Origin of the sequence: Veillonella faecalis (genome assembly GCF_024677885.1) — a bacterium.
Taxonomy (GTDB): Bacteria; Bacillota; Negativicutes; order Veillonellales; family Veillonellaceae; genus Veillonella; species Veillonella nakazawae.
In genome coordinates, this window is record NZ_JALBWL010000002.1 from 321,076 (window position 1) to 343,514 (window position 22,439).

Genomic DNA, 22,439 nt, shown 5'->3' on the forward strand with positions numbered 1-22,439 from the left:
GGACATTTTCTATATGATTAATTTATAATTATATCGATAAAGCTTTTGAATATTTATTTAAAAGCATAAGTAATGTTTCGGGCAGAAAATTATTGAAAACTTTCACTAGAATTCTTGCCATAACACATACATATCAAAATTTTTTATTAGGTTAAGTACTAGAAAAGACGAGGACGATAATATGAAAATTCATCTTTTCCAACAGTGTTTGATTGACATGTTCTACCCACATGTAGGCATGGCTGGTGTAGAAGTACTTGAAAGATTAGGTTGCGAGCTCGTAGTACCTAAGAAACAAGTATGTTGTGGCCAAATGTTCACTAACTCTGGTTACAACGAAGCAGCTATGGATGCAATTAAGAATACAATCGAATGCTTCGAAAACGCTGAATATGTAGTCAGCATGTCCGGCTCTTGCGCATTTGCAATCCGTGATGAATATCATCATTTCTTGAAAGATCAACCTGAGTGGTTGGCTCGTGCAGAAAAATTGAGCGGCAAAATCTATGAATTCACTGAATTCATTACTGATGTATTGGGCGTAGAGGACGTTGGCGCACGCTTTAACGAATCCGTTACATACCATACTTCTTGCCACGTTACTCGTTTGATGGGCGTCAAAGAACCTCCATTCAAACTCCTTAAAAATGTTAAAGATATCAACTTGATTGAATTACCACGTGCAGACCGTTGCTGTGGTTTCGGCGGTACATTCTCCGTTAAGAACCCTGAAATTAGTGAAGTTATGACACGCGAAAAAGCATTGGAAATCGCTGGCACAGGTGCTAACGTTATTTCCGGTTCTGACCAAGCGTGCTTGATGAACATCGCTGGTATGCTTGACCGTCTTCACAAAGAAGGCGAAATCGATCGCCGTATCAAAGTAATGCATATTGCTGAAATCTTAAACTGCCGTTAAGGAGGAGACGACATGGCACTTATATATGACAATCGCCCCTATAAGACACGTATAAAAGAATGTTTGGCTGACGATTTCAAAGTTGCAGCTATCAAAAAAGCACAAGACGTGTTTTATGATAAACGTAATACAGTAGTTGCGGACGTTCCTGAATGGTTAGATTTCCGCGCAGAAGCAGCTAAACTTCGTGATCACGTGCTTAATAATTTGGATTACTATGTAAACCAATTTGCTGAAAACGCTGAAAAAGCTGGTTCTAAAGTTCACTTTGCATTCGACGATAAAGAAGCGACTCAAATCGCTTTAGATATCCTTCGTGAACGCGAAGCTAAAATGATCGTTAAATCCAAAACTATCTTAACTGAAGAAATTGGTTTGAACGAAGTTCTTGAAGAAGCTGGTATCGAAGTAAACGAAACTGACTTGGCTGAATTCATTTTGCAAACAGCAGTGAGCCCACCATCTCATATCGTTGTACCAGGCCTTCACTTCGAACGTAACAAAATCCGCGAAATTTTCGCTGAAAAATTAGGTTACACTGGTACTGAAAACCCTACAGAAATGACTCACTTCGTACGTGGTTATGTACGTGAGCGCTTCTTGAAAGCTGACGTAGGTGTTAATGGTTGTAACTTTGCGGTAGCGGCATCCGGTACTTGTACTATCGTTTCCAACGAAGGTAACGGTCGTATGTCTAGCTCCATTCCTAAGACTCAATTGATCTTCTTAGGTACAGAACGTATCGTTCCTGACTTCAAAGCTCTTGACGTTATGATGGAAATGTTGAACCGCTCTGCAGTAGGTGCTAAAATTTCCAACTACTTCTCCATGATGACTGGCCCTGGTCGTGCTGGTGAAGCAGACGGTCCTGAAGAAACTCATATCATCATTATTGATAACGGTCGTTCCGGTATCTTAGGTGGTACATTCCAAGAAATGTTACGTTGTATCCGTTGTGGTGCATGTATGAATATTTGTCCTGTATACCGTCACATCTCTGGTCACGGTTATGGCTCCGTATATCCAGGTCCAATGGGTGCTGTATTGACACCATTGTTCAAAGGTTACGAAGTAGCAGGCGATCTTCCATATGCGTCTACATTGTGCGGTGCATGTACAGAAAACTGTCCAGTAGCTATTCCATTGCATGAATTATTGATGGAACACCGTCATATTATGGCTGACATCGAAAAAACTCGTCCAAAAGCAGAAGAAGCAATCTTTACTGCAGCAGCTAAGATGTTCGGTAACTCCACATTATTCGACCTTGGCACAAAAGCTGGCGCTATCGGTATGAACTTGATTAGTAATAAAGAAGGCAATATGCCTACATGGACTCAAGCTGTTCCAGTTATGAACGGCTGGACTAAATCCAAAGAAATGGGTACATTGAAGTTCAAAAAATTCCGTGACTTATATGCTGAACATGAAAAGAACAAGAAGAAGGAGAAAAAATAATGGATGAAGCTAAACGTAAACAATTTATTGCACGTTTATCTCGTGCATTAGGCCGTGATCAAGAAATGTGCCCTGCATTCGTAGAGGGTTTTGATTACAGCCATGGTCCTCAAGAAACTATGTTCAAAGATTTGAATAAAGATCAAATTTTGACAATGTTTAAGGAACAATGTCAACGTGTTGGTACAAAATTCGTTGAAACTACACCTGATAAATTAGGTGAAACAATTTTGGCAGCTATTGAAGACTGGGGTAACGGTAAAGTTGTATTCCCAAGTGTTCCAGAAGTAAAAGAATATAAATTAAAAGAATTATTCGAACAAGATGCAGCTAATAATGGCGGCATTCGTACATACTTCCAATGGGATCCAGCTAAAGGCCGTGAAGAATGTATCTCCAACACTGCTAATGCAGATATCGGTATTACATTCCCATACTGCGGTATTGCTGAAACTGCTACTGTAGTACAAGCGTCTGGTGAAGAATCTGGCCGTTCTATTAGCTTGTTGCCTACTACACATATCGCTGTATTGTACACTGATACAATCAATCCACGTATGACTCAAACAATGGAACATTTGGCTGAACGTTATCACAACGATCCATCTAAATTCCCTACAAATATCTGCTTGATTTCCGGTCCATCCCGTACAGCTGATATTGAGTTGGTTACTGTAGATGGTGCTCATGGTCCTATCCAAGTAACTTACGTTTTAGTTAACAGATAATCCTATAACTAGGTAGTGTTATAACTAAATACATTTAAAGGTGATCTTCCTATGGAAGGTCACCTTTTTATATGCGTACCTTTCTATTGTGATATAGAGCATCTTGAAAAGGCAAAGGTATCGGTACATCCATGGAGATTAAGATATTTAGAAAACTTGCAGAATCCGCATAGAAAAACTTATATAATTTGAATTATTTTACTTGTAAATTTTTCGATATATGATATACTGAGTTCATAACCTATTATTGTGATATGAATTAGAAGAGGTGTATTATGAATATTCCATTCTTTACAGATTACCTCATGCTAAGCAATCCATTAAGTATCGGTATTATCGTAGTGTTTGTACTTGCGTTAATCGGTATTTATGCTTTGCAACGCAAGGGCACATCCTTTGGTAATCTCGTTATTATTGGTACTATTGTTGGTGCCGTACTTGGTATTGCTATTCAAATTATTGCAGGCTTCCCAGATGATCCATCTAAAGTGGTTTACATCAAGGAAAGTACAAAGTGGTTCTCCCTTGTAGGGGGCGGCTTTATTGATTTGATCCGCATGCTTGTTATTCCTATCGTATTTATTTCCATTGTACATGTTATCTTGCACATGGAAGCAGGTGCAAATCTTAAGAAATTAGTGGTTGCCATGGTTTCTACAAATCTTGGCATGGTAGCTGTTGCTGCTATCGTTGGCCTTATCTTGGGTAATGCTTTCGGCTTAGGTCAAGGCTTTGATATTGTTGAATCTGGTAAAAAGATTCGTGAAATCAAACCAATGGTTGATACATTCCGTGCATTGATTCCAAGTAACCCAATTCAAGCTGCAGCTGAAACAAATGTTATCGGCATCGTAGTATTTGCAATCATCTTGGGCAGTGTTGCTCGCTTGTTGAAGAAAACAGGCACAAATAGTATGGAAATCTTTACAAAGCTATTTGATGAGCTTCACCAATTAATTTCTTGGGTTGCAGACTTCATTATTGGTCTTATGCCATACGGCGTAGTTGCATTATTGGCATCTACATTGGCAACACGTGGTTTGCAAGCTATCTTAGATATGGGCCTATTCGTAGTATTGCTTTACGTTGGTCTTTTAATTATGTTCGTTGTTCAAGCTATCTTGATTTCTAGCTTCGGTTACAACCCAATTACATACTTCAAAAAAGCAAAAGCTCCACTCTTGTTAGCTTTCACATCCCGTTCCTCTATGGGCGTATTGCCTTTAACTGTTGAAACATTGACAAAACGTCTTGGCGTAAATGCTACAACCGCAAATACAGTAGCATCCTTCGGTACTACTGCAGGCATGCAAGGTTGTGCCGGCGTGTTCCCAGCGCTTGTTGTTGTGTACATCTCTAACGTAGCGGGTATCCCATTTGATTTGACTATGTACATTATGAGCGTTATCGTTATCGCTATTGGTTCCGTTGGTATCGCAGGCGTTCCTGGTACAGCTACAATGGCTGCATCTGTATCCCTTAGCGGTACAGGTCTTGGTGCATACTTTACATCCATCAGCCCAATCCTTGCTATCGATCCATTGATCGACATGGGCCGTACATGCTTGAACGTATCTGGTTCCTTAACAAATGCTCTCGTAGTAGATAAGATTATGGGTACTATCGATAAAGACGCCTATAATAACCCTAATGAAGGTCGAGTATAATTCTCGTACTAAAAATTGACGTCATAAGATAGTCATTAAAATCAGAACTAATCATATGAAAAGAACAGTCTTCGGGCTGTTCTTTTTTATTTTTAAAATTTACTCCATACTGATTCGACTCTTATTAAAAGTAATTATTATTACAGATTGTAAAGCATGTTATTTGTAATTGATATTAAAATTGTGAGCTTGGCTACTAACATACATATGCGTGTATGGTATACTAGCCTATGAAAAGTTCTGTATTATGCTTAATAAATATAAGCCAAGAGGGTACTAATATGATTACACAAGAGTTGAAAGATCGATTAATTGCAGATTATCCAAAGTTTGAAGATATGACGCATAAGTTCTATAAGAAAGAAATGTCTATTGCAGACTATAAAGGGCAATCAGGTGCCTATGGTAGTTACGCTGAGCGCGGTGCAAACACGGGTATGAGCCGTTGGCGCTTTAATGGTGGACGCATGACACGCGAGCACATGCAGTTTTTAGCGGACTCTATTCGCAAATATAATTTGCAGCACGTACATTTCACTACAGGCCAATGTTTGCAAATGCATGGCCTCGATGGTGATACAATTCTAAATCTATATAAAGAATGTTATGATCACGGTATCTATAACCGTGGTGCTGGTGGGGACAATCCAAATGTAGTGGCTAGTATTTTGCGCGGCATTGATCCTCGTGAAACATTAGATATTACACCATATGCGACGGCTATCAGCGAGTTCCTTTTAGAGCAAATGTTCTACATCAAAATTCCTCGCAAGTTTAAAATGGGTATCGATAATGGCTTTGATAGTACGCCTCATGCTACATTCAAGGACCTTGGTTTTAATTTGACCAAACACAATACCTTTGATGTATACGCGTGTGGTGGCATTGGTCCAAATCCTCGCATTGGTATTCCTGTGGCCCATGATGTGCAGCCAGAGGATGTTTTGTACCATGTGAAAGCTATGCTTATGGTCTTTGCTAACCATGGAAATTTCAAAAACCGTGGCAAAGCTCGTACCCGCTATATGCCTGCGGAAATGGGTGGGGCTGAAGCTTTCATCAAAACCTATGAAGAAACATTAGCAATGGTGAAAGAAGTAGAGAAATTAACCATTAATCCAGCCGACTATGCCTATGAAATTACAAAAACTGGTAAGCGTGATGATTCCGTGGAAAATGATCGTATTCACCGTCAAAAACAAGAAGGTTTATACTACGTAGAATATCATCCAGCAGGTGGCGATGCTAATGTAGAACACCTATTGGCTGCTCTTGATTATGCTGTAACACTTGATCAAGTAGAAGCGCGTATTGCGCCAGACCAAGCATTGTTCTTCATCAACCTTACTGCTGATGAGGCTCGTAAAATCGCAGAGTTAACAGACGACAGTGCGGAAAATGATTTCCGTCGTTCCGTATCCTGCGTAGGCTCCACAGTATGTCAAATCGGCATGCAAGACTCCAATGGCCTATTGAAAGATATCTTCGGACACCTTGAAGAAAAAGGTGTAGATACAAGTAAACTACCTCGTCTACACATCTCCGGCTGTCCACACTCCTGTGGTACACACCAAATCGGTGAAATTGGCTTCCATGGAGCTGTAAAACTAGTAGACAAGAAACCTACAGTAGCCTTCATCCTCGTAGACGGTGGCTCAGAACACATGGGCTCCGAAAACTTCGGCAAAATGGCAGGCAATATCGTAGCCACAAAAATTCCAGAATTCCTAGAAGCACTAGCAAATATCCTAAACCAATCCCCAGAACCAGACTTTGGATCCTGGAGAATGACACACAAAGCGGAATACATGGAACTTATAAAAGCATTTGAGTAAGTTTCATTTCCGCTTGTGATGGGGCCCACCATATAAGCTGTAGTTAAATCGCTTGCTATGGGGCCCCGTTTCATTACGACAACTCAATTAAAAATAAAACTAGGTATCTCCTTGCTCCGTCCTTCGTAAAGTCGCTGCAGAATTACCTAGTTTTATTTTTATAACACTTGCTGTGAATTAGTCCCATAGCAAGCGACTGATCTCCTTCTGTATATTGATGCCCCCCATCACAAGCTACATCTGACATTTACTCAATCTGCTTTTGTATGATGGAGGAAGGAAAAGACTAGCCTTTGGCTGGCCTTTCCCCACGATGGGCCTGAGGTCATTACTATAAAGCTAGCTGTAGGCTAGTTTCTCCCAAATGGAGGGCGTGGCACCACTACTATAAAGTTTTTTTATAGGAATTAATTAGGTTATCTAGGGGTTACGTATTTAATGGTCGATATACCTGTTTTGATGGGACGTCTTTATAAATATAGTAATAAAAAAGTACCAATATACTTGTGCAGCGACTTTGCGAAGAACGGAGCAAGCAAGTATATTGGTACTTTTTTTACTAGGTTGTCGAAATGTAACGGGGCCCCATCAAAATAGGTTGGTTGATTTTCAAAAGAGTACGTCGCCTAGATAACCCTCGATTAATTGTGTTATAATAAATTTTATAGTAGTTTTTGGAGGATTTATCAGATGTTATTTACCGTCAATACAGAAGTCTGTACACGATGCGGCCTTTGCGTAGCTGACTGTCCGACAGGCTTGCTAGTGATGTCCGAGAATGGGCCTGTGACTGGCAAGGGAGGTTGTATCTCCTGTGGGCATTGTATTTCCGTATGCCCAACGCTTGCTCTTGATAGTGATATGACCCCACGTAAAGAGCAAATCGATATCACAAAAGAACAAAAATTAACGCCAGAGCAAGCTGAGTTATTCTTGCGCAGCCGTCGCTCTATTCGTAATTATCAAAATAAACCAGTTCCTGCCGAGCTTATTCGCAAGGTGTTAAACGTTGCGAGAATGGCTCCAACAGCAACAAATACACAAGGTATTTCCTATATTGTAATTCGGGACAAACAAAAGTTGCGCCGCATTGCTGATCTCGTTCTTGAGTGGATGCATTTGGCTGCGAAAACTGTGCCGATTATGCGTCTTTATGCTCGTGCAGCACAAGCTGAGGTCGATAAGGGTAAGGAATACATCTTGCGCGATGCGCCTGCGTTAGTAGTGGCCATCGGTTCTAAAAAAGATATTCACCGTACTCACGATAGCGGGCATTCCTGCTTGTCTTATGCAGAGTTGTATGCACCAACATTAGGTTTAGGCACTTGTTGGGCTGGCTTCTTTGAACATGCAGGCGAAGCAGAGTATAAACCACTATTGGAACTATTAGGTGTACCAGAGGATAAAATCATTGCTGGTGGTATCTTGATGGGCTATCCAAAGGTTCGTTACCGTAACATCGTGGAACGCCAACCATTGGACGTAACATTCGATACTGAAGAATAGTAGTGATTGATTACTAATAATAGTGATTGATACTAAAGAATAAAATAAAAGCGATACTCTAAACAGTTAGGGTATCGCTTTTTGGCATTATACATATTTTGCTGTAGTTACTACATTTGTTATGGTGATAGTCGTATTTATAGATCTATAAAAGATTGTTTATCAAAAAGACCGGCCTCGTATTGAGGTCGGTCTTTTGGTTAGTTTGCAGATGTAATGCTACCTTTGAAAGTATCGTTGATGAATTGTTTGATTGCATCAGATTTGTAAATGTCTGCAATTTTTTTGTAAGTTTCGTTGTCTTTGTCTTCACTACGTACCGCAAGTACGATGACTGTTAGTGGTTCATCTTTTGATTCGAAGAAGAAGCCTTGTTTTTCTACACTAAGGCCAGCACTTTGTACATAATTCATTGGAATAACTGCAATTGTTACATCATCTAGACTACGAGGTAATTGAGCTGCTTCTAATTCTTGAATCTTTATATTTTTCGGGTTAGATGTGATATCTGCAACAGTTGCTTTGAAGCCGACACCATCTTTTAACGTAATTAATCCAGCTTTAGCTAATAATACTAATGCACGACCACCATTAGTAGGGTCATTTGGAATAGAAACCGTAGCGCCTTCAGGTACATCTTGTACGCTATGTACACTATTACTATATAATCCCATACGCACTAAAAGGGTTTTACCGATTGCTACTAAGTTGGAACCATTTTGTTTGTTAAAGTTTTCCATAAATGGCACGTGTTGGTACGCATTCAATTGAATGTCGCCATCAGCAAGAGCTTTATCTGGTGTTACATAATCGGAGAACTCTACAACTTTAAGGTCGATACCTTGTTTTTTAGCTTCTTTTGCAACTGCTTCAGCTACTTGAGCGTGAGGACCTGCAGTAGCACCGATTTTAATTTCTTTTGGTGCTTGGCTAGATTGATTTGTATCTGTGCCGCAACCTGCGATGGCGAATGCTAGAACGCCAACGAGAAGAGGGGCAATAAATTTTTTTAATTTCATGTGAACATCCCTTTCTATATACATATAATGTATATATCCTATCATGTGAATGGGATTTTGTATATAGAGCAAAAGATATCGGTTAGCTATAGATTAAAGCTATGGCTTTTATGAGCTCGCTGATGATAAGGGGTGTAGCATATCTAAGAATATCGAAAAAATGATATAATAGATATAAATTTCGTACAATTAGACTTATAGGTTTTATATGATATACATAGGAGGTCACTATGTTTAACTTTGATTTTTATAACCCTACACATATTGTATTCGGTAAAGATCGATTGAGCGAATTAAATGCATTAGTGCCAAAGGATGCAAAGGTACTCATTACGTATGGTGGTGGCTCCGCTGTGCGCAGTGGTCTTATTGACCGCATTGTTGCAGCTCTTGGCAATCGTAAGGTTGAGCAGTTCGGCGGCATTGAACCAAACCCATCTCTTGAAACATGTGAACGTGCCGTTGCTTTTATTAAAGAACATGGCGTAGATTTCGTCCTTGCTGTAGGTGGTGGTTCCGTAGTGGACGCTACAAAGCTCATCGTTATGGGTGCTACTTATGATGGCCCTGTTATTGATGTTATGAAAGCTGGTGTACCAGAGGTTCCAGTAGAAATGGTGCCAAATCCATTGCCATTTGGTACCGTTATGACACTTCCTGCTACAGGTTCTGAAATGAACAATGGCGCTGTTATTACCTATGGTGATGGTAAGTTCCCTGTGTTCAGTAGCTTAGTGTTCCCTAAGTTCTCTATGCTCGATCCAACATTGACTTTCACATTGCCAGAAAAACAAGTTAAGAATGGCGTTATCGATACATTTGTGCATACCACAGAGCAATATTTAACATATCCTGTAGACGGCCGTATTCAAGATCGTTTTAGTGAAGGTATCTTGAAAACTATGATTGAAATCGGCAAAGAAACAGTAGAGAACCCAGAAAACTACGATGTTCGTGCTAATCACGTGTGGGCCTCTACCTTAGCATTAAATGGATTGATCGGTGCCGGTGTGCCGCAAGACTGGGCAACACATCTTATCGGTCATGAGTTAACGGCGGCTTACCATCTTGACCACGGCATTACATTGGCTATCGTATTGCCTGCGTTGTTAGAGGTGAAAAAAGCTGACAAGCTCGATAAATTGGCACAATATGCTACACGTGTATGGAATATTACAGAAGGTACAAAGGAAGAGAAAGCGGATAAAGCTATCGCAAAAACTCGTGAATTCTTCGAGTCCCTTGGCGTATCTACTCATTTGAAAGATCATGGTCTTGGCGCTGAAGCCGTTGATAAAATTGTGAAACAATTAGAAGACCATGGTATGACACGACTTGGTGAAAAAGGTGATGTAACACCAGAAGTAGCTCGCGAAATTTTAACGCGTGCTTTATAATAAATGACATTAACACTTTAAATGTATGTGATGTGGAAAGGAGGCGACCCCTATGAATGAAATAAAAAATCGAAGTGCATTTTCCTTTGCATTTCCTATTATGGTTCCTATGGGTATCAGCTTCTTTTTCATAGGTTTAGGATTTGGTTTATATGCAACGAGCCAAGGGTTCCCTTGGTGGACGGCGCCGGTTTTAGCGGCTACCATTTTTGCAGGATCCATGGAGTTTGTGACGATTGGCATGTTGATGGCCGGATTTGATCCGATTAATGCGTTTATACTGACCATGTTCGTTAATGGACGCCATTTCTTTTATGGACTATCTGCACTACAACGGTATGTACATATGGGCTGGAAATGGTTTCCTACGGTTGCTTGGATGTGTGATGAAAGTTTTGCCATCAATATGGCTACTAAGTTACCGGATGATGTGGATGAAAAGTGGTTTTACTTCCACGTGTCTTGGCTTAACTATGTGTTCTGGGTATTTAGTACCTTTGTAGGCGGTCTGTTTGGCAATCTCTTGGCCACCGTAGATTTACGGGGCATCGATTTTGTATTACCAGGTCTATTCATTGTGGTATTCCTTGAAATGCTGCTCAACGCAAAAAATAACAAGATAAGAGCCTTTGGCGTAGCTGGTGCCGCTATGGCGATAGTTATGCTCTTATTGGTAGGCAAATCGCTCTTTATGCTTTTATCTATGAGCTGTATGCTAGTAGCCTGCTATATTGCGTATAAGTGGGGAGGTGTACATCTTGACTAGTACAGAAATGGTCATCACCGTTGCTATTGTTGTAGCCGGTACATTACTTACTCGTTTTGGTGCCTTCCTCGTATTTCCACCAGGAAAAAAGGCGCCAGATTTTGTACTTTTTTTAGGTAAGGCTTTGCCGGCTGCCGTTATGGGCATGCTCGTTGTATATACCTTTAAAGAGACTGTCGTTCTAGCATATCCTTATGGTATCCCTGAGCTCATAGCATTAGTCGTTACGGTAGGATTACATCTATGGAAGCGTAACATGCTCATATCGATTGCTGCCGGTACAGTGATTTATATGATACTCGTACAAGCCGTATTTAATGTACCAAAATAAAATAAACCACTTATATCTATCTAACTTAGATATAAGTGGTTTTTTACATATATTGTTTTATTTACTTTGTCATCATAGTTGTAGTGTGTATTATAATTGATGCTAACTACAAATAGGAGTTAGTATGTACTATTTAAGTTGTAATAGTCGTTCAAGACCTGGTGCTGTATGGTGATCTTCTAAGAAGTTTTGTTGGTCTAATAGTTCCATAACGTCCATATCGATGTTTGTGAGCTTGAAATCGAATACATCAAAGTTAGCCTCCATATGGCTTACGTTATTTGCCTTTGGCAATGGAATGATGCCACGTTGGATGTGCCAACGCAAGATGATTTGATGTTTAGACACTCCGTATTTTTCAGCCAAGCTTTTGATGATAGGATGGTCAAAAATAGGTTGGCGGTCACGGGTGAATGGAGACCAAGCCATGCCTACTACTTGATGCTTTCTCATCAATTGGATAAGAGATTGGCGTTGGTTGAATGGGTGACATTCAATTTGGTTCACCACCGGTTTCACATTGCAGTGATATAGCAAGTCGATTAAGCGATCTTCGTAAAAGTTAGACAGGCCTAACCCACGCAATACGTTTTGATCGTATAACTCTTCCATGGCGCGCCAAGAACCGTAATAGTCGCCAAGGGGTTGATGTACGAGCATGATGTCGATATAATTAGTGTCTAATTTTTTTAAGGAGCTTTCAACAGCACGCATTGTATTATCATAGCCTGCGTCGGTATGCCAAATCTTGGTAGTTACAATAATATCCGTACGTTTAACACCAGATGCTTTGATGCCTCTACCAACGGCCTCTTCGTTGCCGTAGTAAGCAGCTGTATCGAGCAATCGATAACCTACGTTTAATGCATTAGTTACGGCTTGTTCTGTTTCCCCTTCGCTACCTGTTTTGTAGGTACCATAACCGATAGAGGGAATAAAGCTACCGTTATTTAAAATTCTAAAATCCATCCGTTCTTCCATGAGAACCTCCGTTATATCCATTAATTAAAGGAATTAGCTTTCATACAATTCTAATTGATTTTATGATATACTAAGGTATTGATAAAAATCAATATGATAGGAAGTGACAGAATGAAATTAAAACGAATTTATTCTGTAGTTGCTATGCTTGGTGTTGTGATGATGGCCTTGGCCATCGCTGGTTGCGGTACGAAAACGGTATCCGTTGCTGATGTAACATACAAGGATATGCCGCTGCAGATCCATAATGACGCCAATGTAACAGCTCTCAATAAGGCGACGGTAACGCCGACGTTGACGGGGCAGGTCGCATATGCTGTGAAAGTAGGCGACCAAGTACAACAAGGTCAAGTCTTGGCCACTGTAGATACATCGGCTTTACAGCAACAGCTAGCATCCTTACAAGGTCAGTTAGCGCAAGCCTCAGCTCAGTCTTATGCGACGTCTGTGACAACTACGACAGCAGCGTCTGTAGATAGTGCTCAATTGGCACAAGCTCAGAAGATGCGCGAAGCGGGCATGATTACTCAAAAAGAATATGATCGCATTGTAGAGCGGTCTCAACCACAAACTACGACAGTAACAACTGGCGGTGGCGGCGGTGGCGCTAATACGGCGGCTATTGAGGCTCAAATCGCTCAAGTATCTGCACAAATGGCAGCATCTACAATTGTAGCGCCTATAGCTGGTACGGTAACGGCTATTTACAATGAAGACCGTCAAATGGCCATTGCAGATCGTCCGTTCATGATGATTCAACAATCTACACCGATGGTAGCATCCCTTAGTATCCCTCGTGATGCGGCGATGAAGCTTGGCACACCTGATGCTAAAAAGGGAATCAAGGTACTCCTTAAGGTAGGCGACCAAGAATTACCTGGTGAATTGACCTATGTAGATGTAACACAGCCAGAAAATGTGCCAAGTGTTCTTGTGAAAGCTACTTTCAACAATGACAAAGGCCTCATCAAGGCTGGTGAATTCTATACATTGATTATCGAGTCTAATGTAAAAGCGAAGATGCTCACTGTTCCAAGTAAAGCAGTTCGTGAAAACCAAGACGGCAAATATGTATATGTATTGACTGAAAATAATACAGTTGACGTACGTGTCGTTGAGGTTGGTATGACAGAAGATGATGATGTAGCTATTATTTCAGGCCTAAACGAAGGCGATAAGGTAATCACAAGTGATGGAACCTTTGAATTAGGCGAATCCGTTAAATTATAATGAACAACATTAAACTTTCACTGATGGTGAATACCTCGACTGAGGAATCTGATAGGAGGGATTATTATTTTAGAATTTAAACGTTTTGAATTAAGAGATAAACCATTAATCGATAAATATTTTGAACAACATCATTACGAAGCATCTGATAACTGCTTTACTACATTGTTTATGTGGCAAGATGCGTATGGTATTCGTTGGGCTGAGGAAAATGGCGTATTGTACATCCAAGGTGGCGGTAAACGTGAACCGTTCCTATTACCACCATTTGCCGGTAAAGATGCAAAGTTCCTTGATGGTTTATTACGCGCTAAAGAATGGTTCGTAGAAAATAACTTGCCATTCCGTTTCAAAGGTGTTAGCAAAGTTGTAAAAGAACGCATGGAAGAGTTATGTCCTGGCCGTTATGAATTTACACCTGACCGCGACAACTACGAATACATTTACAAATCCGAAGATCTTATCAACTTGTCTGGTAAGAAATTCCGTCAAAAGAAAAACCATTTGAACCAATTCCGTATGCAATATTCTAACTATGAATATATGCCAATCACTGAAGATATCATTCCATTGTGCCGCGAAACAGCAGCATCTTGGGTAGAAACTCATCATGAAGAAGGAATCGAAGATGAATTGGTAGCTATCAACTTATTATTCGATAACTGGGATGCTCTAGGTCTTAAAGGTGGCGCCATCAAATTGTTTGGCCGCGTTGAAGCTTTCAGTATCGGTGAATTATTGAATGATAAAATGGCGTTGATTCACATTGAAAAAGCAAATCCAGATATTCGTGGTTTGTACCAAGCTATCAATAATGAATTCATTCGTCATGAATTTAGCGATGTAGAATTCATTAACCGTGAAGAAGATATGGGCTTGCCTGGTCTTCGTCAAGCAAAAGAATCTTACAATCCAGATCACTTTGCTGAAAAATATGACGCAGTATATGCTAACGAAGCAGACAATGCGACAGGCGGTAAATAAAAATCTGAGCTATGAAGCCGATGTGCTTCATAGCTCCTTTTGTTATAATAGAAGTGTTAGCCTATCTATTTGAGGATATATTTTGTATCATCATGGCGATGCGATGCGATGCGATGCGATGCGATGCGATGCGATGCGATGTGATGCGATGCAACAGATAGAAAGTGGTTTATTACTATAACGAGGATATACTTATGGAATTTAGAATTGCAACGGCTCAAGATACGCCACATGTGGAAAATCTATGGGCGTACTGCTTTGAACCAAAGGAAGATCCATTCTTCCAATATTACTTTACAAATTGCTATGAACCAGAAAATACAATGGTTGGCCTTGAACAAGGTCAATTGTTGAGTACTGTTCATTTGCGTCAATACAATATCAATGTTCGTGGTGCTGTATTGCCTACAAGCTACATGGTTGGTGTAGCAACACATCCAGCAGCTCGTCGTGGTGGCGTAGGTGGTGCTTTGCTAAAGGCTTCTCTTGAAGAACTTCGCAACCGCGGTCAAGCATTGACGATTTTAATGCCTTCCAAGGCTGCATTCTACCAACAATATGGTTGGGAATTATATGCACATCAATGGGTAAATACGATGTCTCTTGAAGACTTGCGCCCTATGACGGATAAATCCTTGAGCTTTGGTTTGCTAAATAGCGTAGATCAATGGACATTGTTGGACCCTGTATATAAAGCGTATACAACTCGTCTTTCTGGCTATGCTGAGCGCGGTGAAAAGGAATGGAAACGCTTGCTTGGTAGCTTCTTTGCAGAAGGTGTGAATATCGCTGTGGTGCGCAATGATGAAGGTGTTATCGAAGGCTATGCGGTATATCGCTTAGGTCAACCTGAAATTCCTGTTTCCGAATTAGTTTACACTACGCGCCGTGCCCAACGAGCATTGTTGAATTACTTCTATAATCACCGTTCTCAAGGCACTGCGATTCGTTGGAATGAAGGCCTTCACGATACGTACTATCGTTTCTATCCTGATGGTAAAAGCGGACATGCTACCATGCCGTACATGATGAGCCGTATTGTAGATGTGAAAGCTGCTTTCGAAGCCATTCCTGTCAATCCAGAGGCTTTGATGATGCCGATTACAATGACTTTTGGTGTGAAAGATAGTCTTTGTGAGTGGAATGAAGGACGCTATGAAGTCCAATATGGCGGCGCATTGACTCCATCTGTTAAAAAGGTGTCTGATACATTGGATGGGGACGTAGATATTACTGTTGAAGTTGGTGCTTTAAGCCAACTCTTGATTGGTACATTAACAGCTCGTGATCTTGCCTTTGAAGGTAAACTTTCAGCTAATGAAGAATGGTTAGAGTTCTTTGATATCTTGTATCCTGAACAAAAAACATATATTAACGAATGGTGGTAATATGAGCTGGAAAACATATACAGTGAAAGAACCGACAGAACTGACGGTCTCTAAATATGTAAAGGAACGCTTTTCCTTGTCCTCTCGGGATATTCAAATGATGTTTCGCAAGAAACGGGTGAAAGTAAATAGCCGTGTAGCCCATTCCCAGCGTTCCCTCAAAAAAGGTGATGTATTAACCTTGGAACTACCACAGGATAAGGACTATGGTGTGGACGTTGAGAAAGGGCCTATTAATGTGCTCTACGAAGATGCTCATACCTTGGTGGTTAATAAAGCTCCATTCATGCTTGTTCATCCTGCAGGGCAAACTAAATCTGGTACATTGAGTAACTATGTGGCTGGATACTATGCGAAAAAAGGTGTAGTACATAAGGTGCGTCCTGTACATCGTCTTGACCGAGACACATCGGGTTGTATTCTCTTTGGAAAAACAAAGGAAGCTCAGCAATATTACAGTGATGAACTACAAGCTGGTCATATCGATCGTATCTATACGGGTCTCGTAGAAGGTCACATTGAGGAGAATGGCGTAGTCGATGCACCTATTGGCGTTGATCCAGTATTTGATAACCGTCGCGTTGTCGATGAATTGGGTCAACCAGCCCAAACGGAATATATCGTTCTTGGTCACGAAGGAGATCATACGTTATTAAAATTTAAATTATTAACAGGCAGAACACACCAAATCCGTATACACATGGAACACATTGGTCATCCTATTGTTGGTGATGCCATGTATGGTACACGTAATAAGCCATATACACGCCAATGCTTGCACGCATCAGAGCTCACCTTTGTTCCCTATGGTAAGGATGAGTCTATGACGGTAAACTGTGAAGTAGGGGACGAATTTGGTCGTGAAAAATAGTAATTGATTTTATAAGTATCATCAACTATAATCTAAATGATGATGTGGTCATAGAGCATGCCACGTAAAATAAAGCAAGCTCAATCGTTAGATGTGGACATAGAGCGTGCCACGTAAAACAAAAAAAGCTCAATTGATGATTGTGTATTCGTGTATACAAAAAACAATGGTGATAAAAATGCATAATCTATGACTTAAAGTCATAGACTATGTTTTTTTTATATTTTCAATTCACAGTGGACAGGAGTATACTATGTATAGACAAAAATTCTATAGAATTTAAAATTTAGATGAGGTTATGGACGGTTACAGCCGATAATATCACTACAGAATGGATTCTTTAGAAGTAGTTTATAGTTATACTTTCACCAAGACCGAACGGAACGATGCCGCAGCGCTTGGGATGATCAAGTGATATGAAGGAGTGCACGTTATGGATATGAATCAGAGCACAATCGAGCAACAACGTCTAGATCAAGCTAGACTAGAAGCTAATGGTATGTACAGCAGCCAATTTGAAAAGGATGCGTGCGGCATGGGCTTTGTCGTTAATATTAAAGGTAAAAAATCCCACGATATTATCGATGATGGTTTGCGTATTTTAGAGCGCCTTGAACACCGTGGTGGTGCTGGTGCCGATAAGGACACAGGGGATGGTGCCGGTATTTTGGTACAAATTCCTCATGAGTTCTTTAAACGCGAATGCGAAGTGCTTGGTATCAACTTGCCTGCAGCTGGTGAGTACGGCGTAGGTATGATATTTGCCCATAAATATGAAAGCCTCCGTAACGAGCAAAAACGCATTTTTGAAGAGGTTGTACGCGAAGAAGGTCAAGTTGTTCTCGGTTGGCGTGAAGTACCAGTAGATGGTACAAAGGTTGGTAAAGAAGCAGCTGCTATCCGTCCTTGGATGATTCAAATCCTCATCGGCAAAGGCCCAGACGTAACTAATAATAAAGAATTTGAACGTAAATTATATATTATTCGTAAATTAGCAGAAAAACGCATTGTTCCATTGAGCAAGGAATTATCTAGTGATTTCTATATTGCATCCTTGTCCTCTAAGACAATCGTATATAAAGGTATGTTGACACCTGGTCAATTGCGTGACTTCTACCTTGATTTGAGCGACCTTGACTTTACATCTGCATTGGCTATGGTTCACTCCCGTTTCAGTACGAATACATTCCCAAGTTGGGCTCGGGCGCATCCTAATCGTTTCTTAGTGCATAATGGTGAAATCAACACAATCCGTGGTAACGTAAACTGGATCAATGCTCGTGAAGGTAAAGCAGAATCTCCATTATTCCCAGATATTAAAAAGGTATTCCCTGTAGTAGATGATAGCGGTTCTGACTCCGCTATGTTCGACAATACTTTGGAATTCTTGCACATGACAGGTCGTTCCTTGCCTCATGCGATTATGATGATGATTCCTGAACCTTGGGAACGCAATAATCTCATGAGCCAAGAAAAACATGACTTCTATGAGTTCAATAGCTTCATGATGGAACCATGGGATGGCCCTGCTGCTATGGGCTTCACTGATGGTACTGTTATCGGTGGCGTACTTGACCGTAATGGTTTGCGTCCTGCTCGTTACTATGTAACAACTGATGATCGCGTTATCATGGCGTCCGAAGTGGGTGTAGTAAACGAAAATGCTGAAAATATTCGCGCTAAAGGTCGTTTGGAACCGGGCAAAATGCTTCTCATCGATACAGAGGAACAACGCATTATTTCCGACGAAGAAATCAAACAACGCGTTGCTACTGAATTGCCGTATAATGAATGGGTAAAAGAGCACGTTATCCACTTGTCTGAAATTACGCAAGCTGATGAAAGCGATATTCCAAAAGTAGAAGATTTGTTCCAAAAGCAACAAGCCTTTGGTTATACTCAAGAAGATCTTGTACGTATGATTGTCCCTATGGCAAAAGATGGTAAAGACCCTGTAGGTGCCATGGGTGCCGATGCTCCACTTGCTATCTTGTCCGATAAACCACAATTGTTATACAGCTACTTCAAGCAAATGTTCGCGCAAGTAACAAATCCTCCAATCGATTCTATTCGTGAGGAAATGGTTACATCTACTCGTGTTATGCTTGGTAACTCTGGTAACTTAACAGATCCTAATAAAGCTGGTACCTATGCGTTGTCCATGCGTACACCAATTCTTACAAATCAAGAATTGGCGTCCATTAAGGCTCTTGACTGCCGTCGCATGAAATCTGTTACATTGCCAATCCTCTTCGACCCAACTAAGGGTGCGGATGGCTTGCGTGATGCGTTGAATGAATTGTGCGAAAAAGCAGAAGAAGCAGCACGTACAGAGCAAAATGTATTGATTTTATCCGACCGTGGAGTCGATGAAAATCATGCACCAATTCCAGCGTTGTTAGCTGTAGCAGCTGTTCATAATCACTTAATTAGAAAAGTATTGCGCACAGAAATTGGTCTTATCCTCGAATCTGGTGAGCCTCGCGAAGTACATCATTTCTGTACATTGATCGGTTATGGTGTAACAGCTATCAATCCTTACTTGGCTCTTGAAACTGTACGTGATTTACAAGCTCGTAAACGTCTTGGTGATATTACACCTGAACAAGCAGAAAAGAACTACATTAAAGCAGCTGTAGGCGGCATTATGAAGGTTATGTCCAAAATGGGTATCTCCACAGTTCGTTCCTACCATGGTGCACAAATCTTCGAAGCTTTGGGCTTGAACACCAACTTTATTAATAAGTTCTTCGTAAATACACCAACACGTATTGGCGGTATTGGTCTTGTAGGCGTTGCCAATGAAGCATTGGCTCGTTATGACCGTGCTTTCAAATCCGACGAATCTGTGCTTGAACCAGGTGGTTGGTATGGCCCTGTAAAAGATGGGGAAGAACATTTATTCAATCCTAAAACAATTGATCTTTTACAAGAATCCCTTATTAACGGTGATTACGCAAAATATAAAGAATACTCTAAAGCGATTCGCAACGATTACCATGTAACATTGCGTTCCTTGATGGAATTGAACTACCCAGTGGGCGGCGGTATTCCTATCGAAGAGGTTGAACCTGAAGAATCCATCGTAAAACGCTTTAAAGCGGGCGCTATGAGTTATGGTGCCATCAGTAAAGAGGCTCATGAAACGATTGCTATCGCTATGAACCGTCTTGGTTCCACATCTAACTCTGGTGAGGGCGGCGAAGACGTAGCTCGTTTCAAACCATTGCCAAATGGCGACAGCATGAACTCCGAAGTAAAACAAATTGCATCTGGCCGTTTCGGTGTAACTGCAAATTACCTCATCCACGCAAAAGAGTTGCAAATTAAATGCGCACAAGGTGCTAAACCAGGCGAAGGTGGTCAATTACCAGGTAAGAAAGTATACCCTGAAATCGGGAAAGCTCGTCACTCCACTCCTGGCGTAGAGCTCGTATCTCCACCACCACATCATGATATTTACTCCATCGAAGACTTGGCTGAGTTGATTTACGATTTGAAATGCGTTAACAAAGATGCTCGTATTTCCGTTAAATTGACATCTGAAGCTGGCGTTGGTACTATCGCTGCTGGTGTGGCAAAAGCAAAAGCAGATAATATCTTAATCTCTGGTTACGATGGTGGTACAGGTGCGGCAGGCCGTACATCTGTAAAACACGCTGGTGTGCCTTGGGAATTAGGCTTGTCTGAAACTCATCAAACATTGATGCTCAACAGATTGCGTGACCGCGTTAAATTGGAAGTAGACTCCAAGTTGATGACTGGTTTCGACGTAGCCGTTGCGGCTATGCTTGGCGCTGAGTTATTCGGTTTCGGTACATTGCCACTCGTTGCTGTAGGCTGTAAAATGGCTCGTGTATGTAACCTCAACACATGCCCTTATGGCGTAGCTACACAAGATGAAAAATTGCGCGCTCGTTTCACAGGTAAGCCTGAGTACGTAGAAAACTTGATGATCTTCATCGCTCGTGAATTGCGTGAAATCATGGCTCGCTTAGGTATACGTTCCGTAGCTGAACTTGTAGGCCGTATCGACCTTGTTCGTCAAAAATCTCAAGACGATAACTTCAAATTGTCTCGCGTTGACCTTAAACGCGTATTGTTCCACCCATACATCGATGCATCTGTAGGTCATATGCATATGATTGACCAAGATCACGAATTGGAACGCACATTGGACATGTCCAAGCTCTTGCGTATGTGCCGTCCTGCCATTGAGGACCAAAAACCAATTCGCGCTAAATTGGCTATCAACAACATTAACCGTGTTGTAGGTACCTTGGTTGGTTCTGAGGTGACACGTCGTTATGGTGAAAGCGGTTTGCCAGATAACACAATCAAGTTGAACTTTGAAGGTTCTGCAGGCCAATCCTTTGGTGCTTTCATTCCTAAAGGCATGACATTAGAACTTGAAGGTGATGCGAACGATTACCTCGGTAAAGGCTTGTCCGGTGGTACAATCACTGTATATCCGCCTAAGAAATCTATTTTCGAAGCGGACGAAAACATCCTTATCGGTAACGTTGCCTTCTATGGTGCCACATCTGGTACAGCCTATATTAACGGTGTGGCTGGTGAACGTTTCGCTGTTCGTAACAGTGGTATCACTGCTGTTGTGGAAGGCTTAGGCGACCATGGTTGTGAATACATGACTGGTGGCGAAGTTCTTGTACTCGGTAAAATCGGACGTAACTTTGCAGCAGGTATGTCCGGTGGCTATGCATACATCCTCGATTGCGATGAACGCTATGTAAATACAGGCCTCGTAGAATTACGTCCTGCTAATAATGATGACCTTAAACGTATTAAAGAATTAGTAGAACAACACGTATTGCATACTAATTCCTCTAAAGGCCGTCACATCCTAGAAAACTGGAATAACTTTGTAAACAGATTTACAAAAGTTGTACCTGTAGCATACGAAGAAATGCACGCTGCTATTGAACGCTATAAAGAACAAGGTTTATCCTTGGAAGAAGCACAATTAGCTGCATTCAAAGAAAAATATGCAAAATAATTTCTAATCTAACTGAATATCATTTAGATAAGACATATGAAATGCCTCTATAGCTTTGACTATAGAGGCATTTTCATGTATAATATTTGTATTGCAATATTGGATCATGGCAGTTCTCGGGCCTGTGCAATGGGGGCCTGTGAATCGTGTCAGGACTGAGAGGTAGCAGCACTAAGCGGTAACCTTCATGTGCCACGGGGAACCCGGGGGCTGTCGTGATCGAATATTGCAAGGCGGCCTGAGAGGCCGCTTTTTTTATGTCTAATTTAGAATGCATGGCACTTTATTAAGGAAGTCAGAATTTTCTGAATATGGTATAATAAAGTATTGTAATTTTCGGAA

16 protein-coding genes and 1 other RNA gene are annotated in these 22,439 nt (G+C 41.0%); 15 read left to right on the forward strand and 2 right to left on the reverse strand.

Features of this window, described 5'->3' with window-relative positions:
* The first annotated feature begins 181 nt into the window (after positions 1 to 181).
* The 6 genes from MOQ65_RS05250 (at position 182) to MOQ65_RS05275 (ending at position 8,113) form a co-directional block, all read left to right on the forward strand.
* Positions 182 to 919: a (Fe-S)-binding protein gene (locus MOQ65_RS05250; RefSeq protein WP_060924469.1), complete on the forward strand. Its 738-nt coding sequence runs from the start codon at positions 182 to 184 to the stop codon at positions 917 to 919.
* 12 nt (positions 920 to 931) lie between these two features.
* Entirely contained in the window at positions 932 to 2,377 is a 1,446-nt protein-coding gene (locus MOQ65_RS05255; RefSeq protein WP_105089836.1) for a LutB/LldF family L-lactate oxidation iron-sulfur protein, read from the forward strand.
* Entirely contained in the window at positions 2,377 to 3,105 is a 729-nt protein-coding gene (locus MOQ65_RS05260; protein WP_105089835.1) for a LutC/YkgG family protein, read from the forward strand. The genes MOQ65_RS05255 and MOQ65_RS05260 overlap by 1 nt, the downstream gene beginning before the upstream one ends.
* 275 nt (positions 3,106 to 3,380) lie before the next feature.
* Positions 3,381 to 4,772 carry a cation:dicarboxylate symporter family transporter gene (locus MOQ65_RS05265; protein ID WP_257846897.1) on the forward strand — a complete coding sequence of 464 codons (1,392 nt, stop codon included), beginning with the start codon at positions 3,381 to 3,383 and terminating at the stop codon, positions 4,770 to 4,772.
* A 281-nt stretch (positions 4,773 to 5,053) separates the two neighbouring features.
* Positions 5,054 to 6,607, forward strand: coding sequence for a nitrite/sulfite reductase (locus tag MOQ65_RS05270; protein WP_257846898.1), 1,554 nt, complete (start codon positions 5,054 to 5,056; stop codon positions 6,605 to 6,607).
* 690 nt (positions 6,608 to 7,297) lie between these two features.
* Positions 7,298 to 8,113: a nitroreductase family protein gene (locus MOQ65_RS05275; protein ID WP_105089832.1), complete on the forward strand. Its 816-nt coding sequence runs from the start codon at positions 7,298 to 7,300 to the stop codon at positions 8,111 to 8,113.
* 200 nt (positions 8,114 to 8,313) lie between these two features.
* On the opposite strand, the gene MOQ65_RS05280 is transcribed toward MOQ65_RS05275, so the two are convergent.
* Positions 8,314 to 9,132 carry a MetQ/NlpA family ABC transporter substrate-binding protein gene (locus MOQ65_RS05280; RefSeq protein WP_105089831.1) on the reverse strand — a complete coding sequence of 273 codons (819 nt, stop codon included), beginning with the start codon at positions 9,130 to 9,132 and terminating at the stop codon, positions 8,314 to 8,316.
* A gap of 230 nt (positions 9,133 to 9,362) precedes the next feature.
* Here MOQ65_RS05280 and MOQ65_RS05285 point away from each other — a divergent pair, with 230 nt between their 5' ends.
* From MOQ65_RS05285 to MOQ65_RS05295, 3 genes are all read left to right on the forward strand, one after another.
* Entirely contained in the window at positions 9,363 to 10,529 is a 1,167-nt protein-coding gene (locus MOQ65_RS05285; RefSeq protein WP_257846899.1) for an iron-containing alcohol dehydrogenase, read from the forward strand.
* Between the two features lie 100 nt (positions 10,530 to 10,629).
* Positions 10,630 to 11,295 (forward strand): AzlC family ABC transporter permease, encoded by a 666-nt coding sequence (locus MOQ65_RS05290; RefSeq protein ID WP_369819991.1) that lies wholly within the window; start codon positions 10,630 to 10,632, stop codon positions 11,293 to 11,295.
* Complete coding sequence (locus MOQ65_RS05295; RefSeq protein WP_295794594.1) at positions 11,288 to 11,626, forward strand: branched-chain amino acid transporter permease; 339 nt, start codon at positions 11,288 to 11,290, stop codon at positions 11,624 to 11,626. Before MOQ65_RS05290 ends, MOQ65_RS05295 begins: the two co-directional genes overlap by 8 nt.
* Positions 11,627 to 11,755: 129 nt before the next feature.
* Here MOQ65_RS05295 and MOQ65_RS05300 read toward each other — a convergent pair whose 3' ends face one another.
* The gene (locus tag MOQ65_RS05300; protein WP_257846900.1) at positions 11,756 to 12,607 is read right to left on the reverse strand and encodes an aldo/keto reductase; all 852 of its coding nucleotides are present in this window, start codon (positions 12,605 to 12,607) and stop codon (positions 11,756 to 11,758) included.
* Positions 12,608 to 12,700: 93 nt separating this feature from the next.
* Here MOQ65_RS05300 and MOQ65_RS05305 point away from each other — a divergent pair, with 93 nt between their 5' ends.
* The 6 genes from MOQ65_RS05305 to ffs all read left to right on the forward strand — a co-directional run bounded on the left by MOQ65_RS05305 (position 12,701) and on the right by ffs (position 22,310).
* The gene (locus MOQ65_RS05305; protein WP_373027844.1) at positions 12,701 to 13,837 is read left to right on the forward strand and encodes an efflux RND transporter periplasmic adaptor subunit; all 1,137 of its coding nucleotides are present in this window, start codon (positions 12,701 to 12,703) and stop codon (positions 13,835 to 13,837) included.
* 48 nt (positions 13,838 to 13,885) lie between these two features.
* Entirely contained in the window at positions 13,886 to 14,821 is a 936-nt protein-coding gene (locus tag MOQ65_RS05310; RefSeq protein ID WP_199176271.1) for a DUF2156 domain-containing protein, read from the forward strand.
* Between the two features lie 194 nt (positions 14,822 to 15,015).
* On the forward strand, positions 15,016 to 16,209 hold the full coding sequence (locus MOQ65_RS05315) for a GNAT family N-acetyltransferase (protein WP_257846902.1): 1,194 nt from the start codon (positions 15,016 to 15,018) through the stop codon (positions 16,207 to 16,209).
* A gap of 1 nt (position 16,210) precedes the next feature.
* The gene (locus MOQ65_RS05320; protein ID WP_257846903.1) at positions 16,211 to 17,080 is read left to right on the forward strand and encodes an RluA family pseudouridine synthase; all 870 of its coding nucleotides are present in this window, start codon (positions 16,211 to 16,213) and stop codon (positions 17,078 to 17,080) included.
* 433 nt (positions 17,081 to 17,513) lie between these two features.
* Positions 17,514 to 22,097 (forward strand): glutamate synthase large subunit, encoded by a 4,584-nt coding sequence (gene gltB, locus MOQ65_RS05325; RefSeq protein WP_257846904.1) that lies wholly within the window; start codon positions 17,514 to 17,516, stop codon positions 22,095 to 22,097.
* 113 nt (positions 22,098 to 22,210) lie between these two features.
* Positions 22,211 to 22,310, forward strand: an RNA gene (gene ffs, locus MOQ65_RS05330) — signal recognition particle sRNA small type.
* Positions 22,311 to 22,439 lie beyond the last annotated feature (129 nt).

Coding starts and splice junctions, on each gene's coding strand:
- MOQ65_RS05285 (WP_257846899.1), top strand. CDS start 9,363: ATGTTTAACTTTGATTTTTATAACCCTACACATATTGTATTCGGTAAA.
- MOQ65_RS05315 (WP_257846902.1), top strand. CDS start 15,016: ATGGAATTTAGAATTGCAACGGCTCAAGATACGCCACATGTGGAAAAT.
- MOQ65_RS05300 (WP_257846900.1), bottom strand. CDS start 12,607: ATGGAAGAACGGATGGATTTTAGAATTTTAAATAACGGTAGCTTTATT.
- MOQ65_RS05265 (WP_257846897.1), top strand. CDS start 3,381: ATGAATATTCCATTCTTTACAGATTACCTCATGCTAAGCAATCCATTA.
- MOQ65_RS05280 (WP_105089831.1), bottom strand. CDS start 9,132: ATGAAATTAAAAAAATTTATTGCCCCTCTTCTCGTTGGCGTTCTAGCA.
- MOQ65_RS05255 (WP_105089836.1), top strand. CDS start 932: ATGGCACTTATATATGACAATCGCCCCTATAAGACACGTATAAAAGAA.
- MOQ65_RS05320 (WP_257846903.1), top strand. CDS start 16,211: ATGAGCTGGAAAACATATACAGTGAAAGAACCGACAGAACTGACGGTC.
- MOQ65_RS05290 (WP_369819991.1), top strand. CDS start 10,630: ATGGTTCCTATGGGTATCAGCTTCTTTTTCATAGGTTTAGGATTTGGT.
- MOQ65_RS05270 (WP_257846898.1), top strand. CDS start 5,054: ATGATTACACAAGAGTTGAAAGATCGATTAATTGCAGATTATCCAAAG.
- gltB (WP_257846904.1), top strand. CDS start 17,514: ATGGATATGAATCAGAGCACAATCGAGCAACAACGTCTAGATCAAGCT.
- MOQ65_RS05275 (WP_105089832.1), top strand. CDS start 7,298: ATGTTATTTACCGTCAATACAGAAGTCTGTACACGATGCGGCCTTTGC.
- MOQ65_RS05305 (WP_373027844.1), top strand. CDS start 12,701: ATGATAGGAAGTGACAGAATGAAATTAAAACGAATTTATTCTGTAGTT.
- MOQ65_RS05260 (WP_105089835.1), top strand. CDS start 2,377: ATGGATGAAGCTAAACGTAAACAATTTATTGCACGTTTATCTCGTGCA.
- MOQ65_RS05250 (WP_060924469.1), top strand. CDS start 182: ATGAAAATTCATCTTTTCCAACAGTGTTTGATTGACATGTTCTACCCA.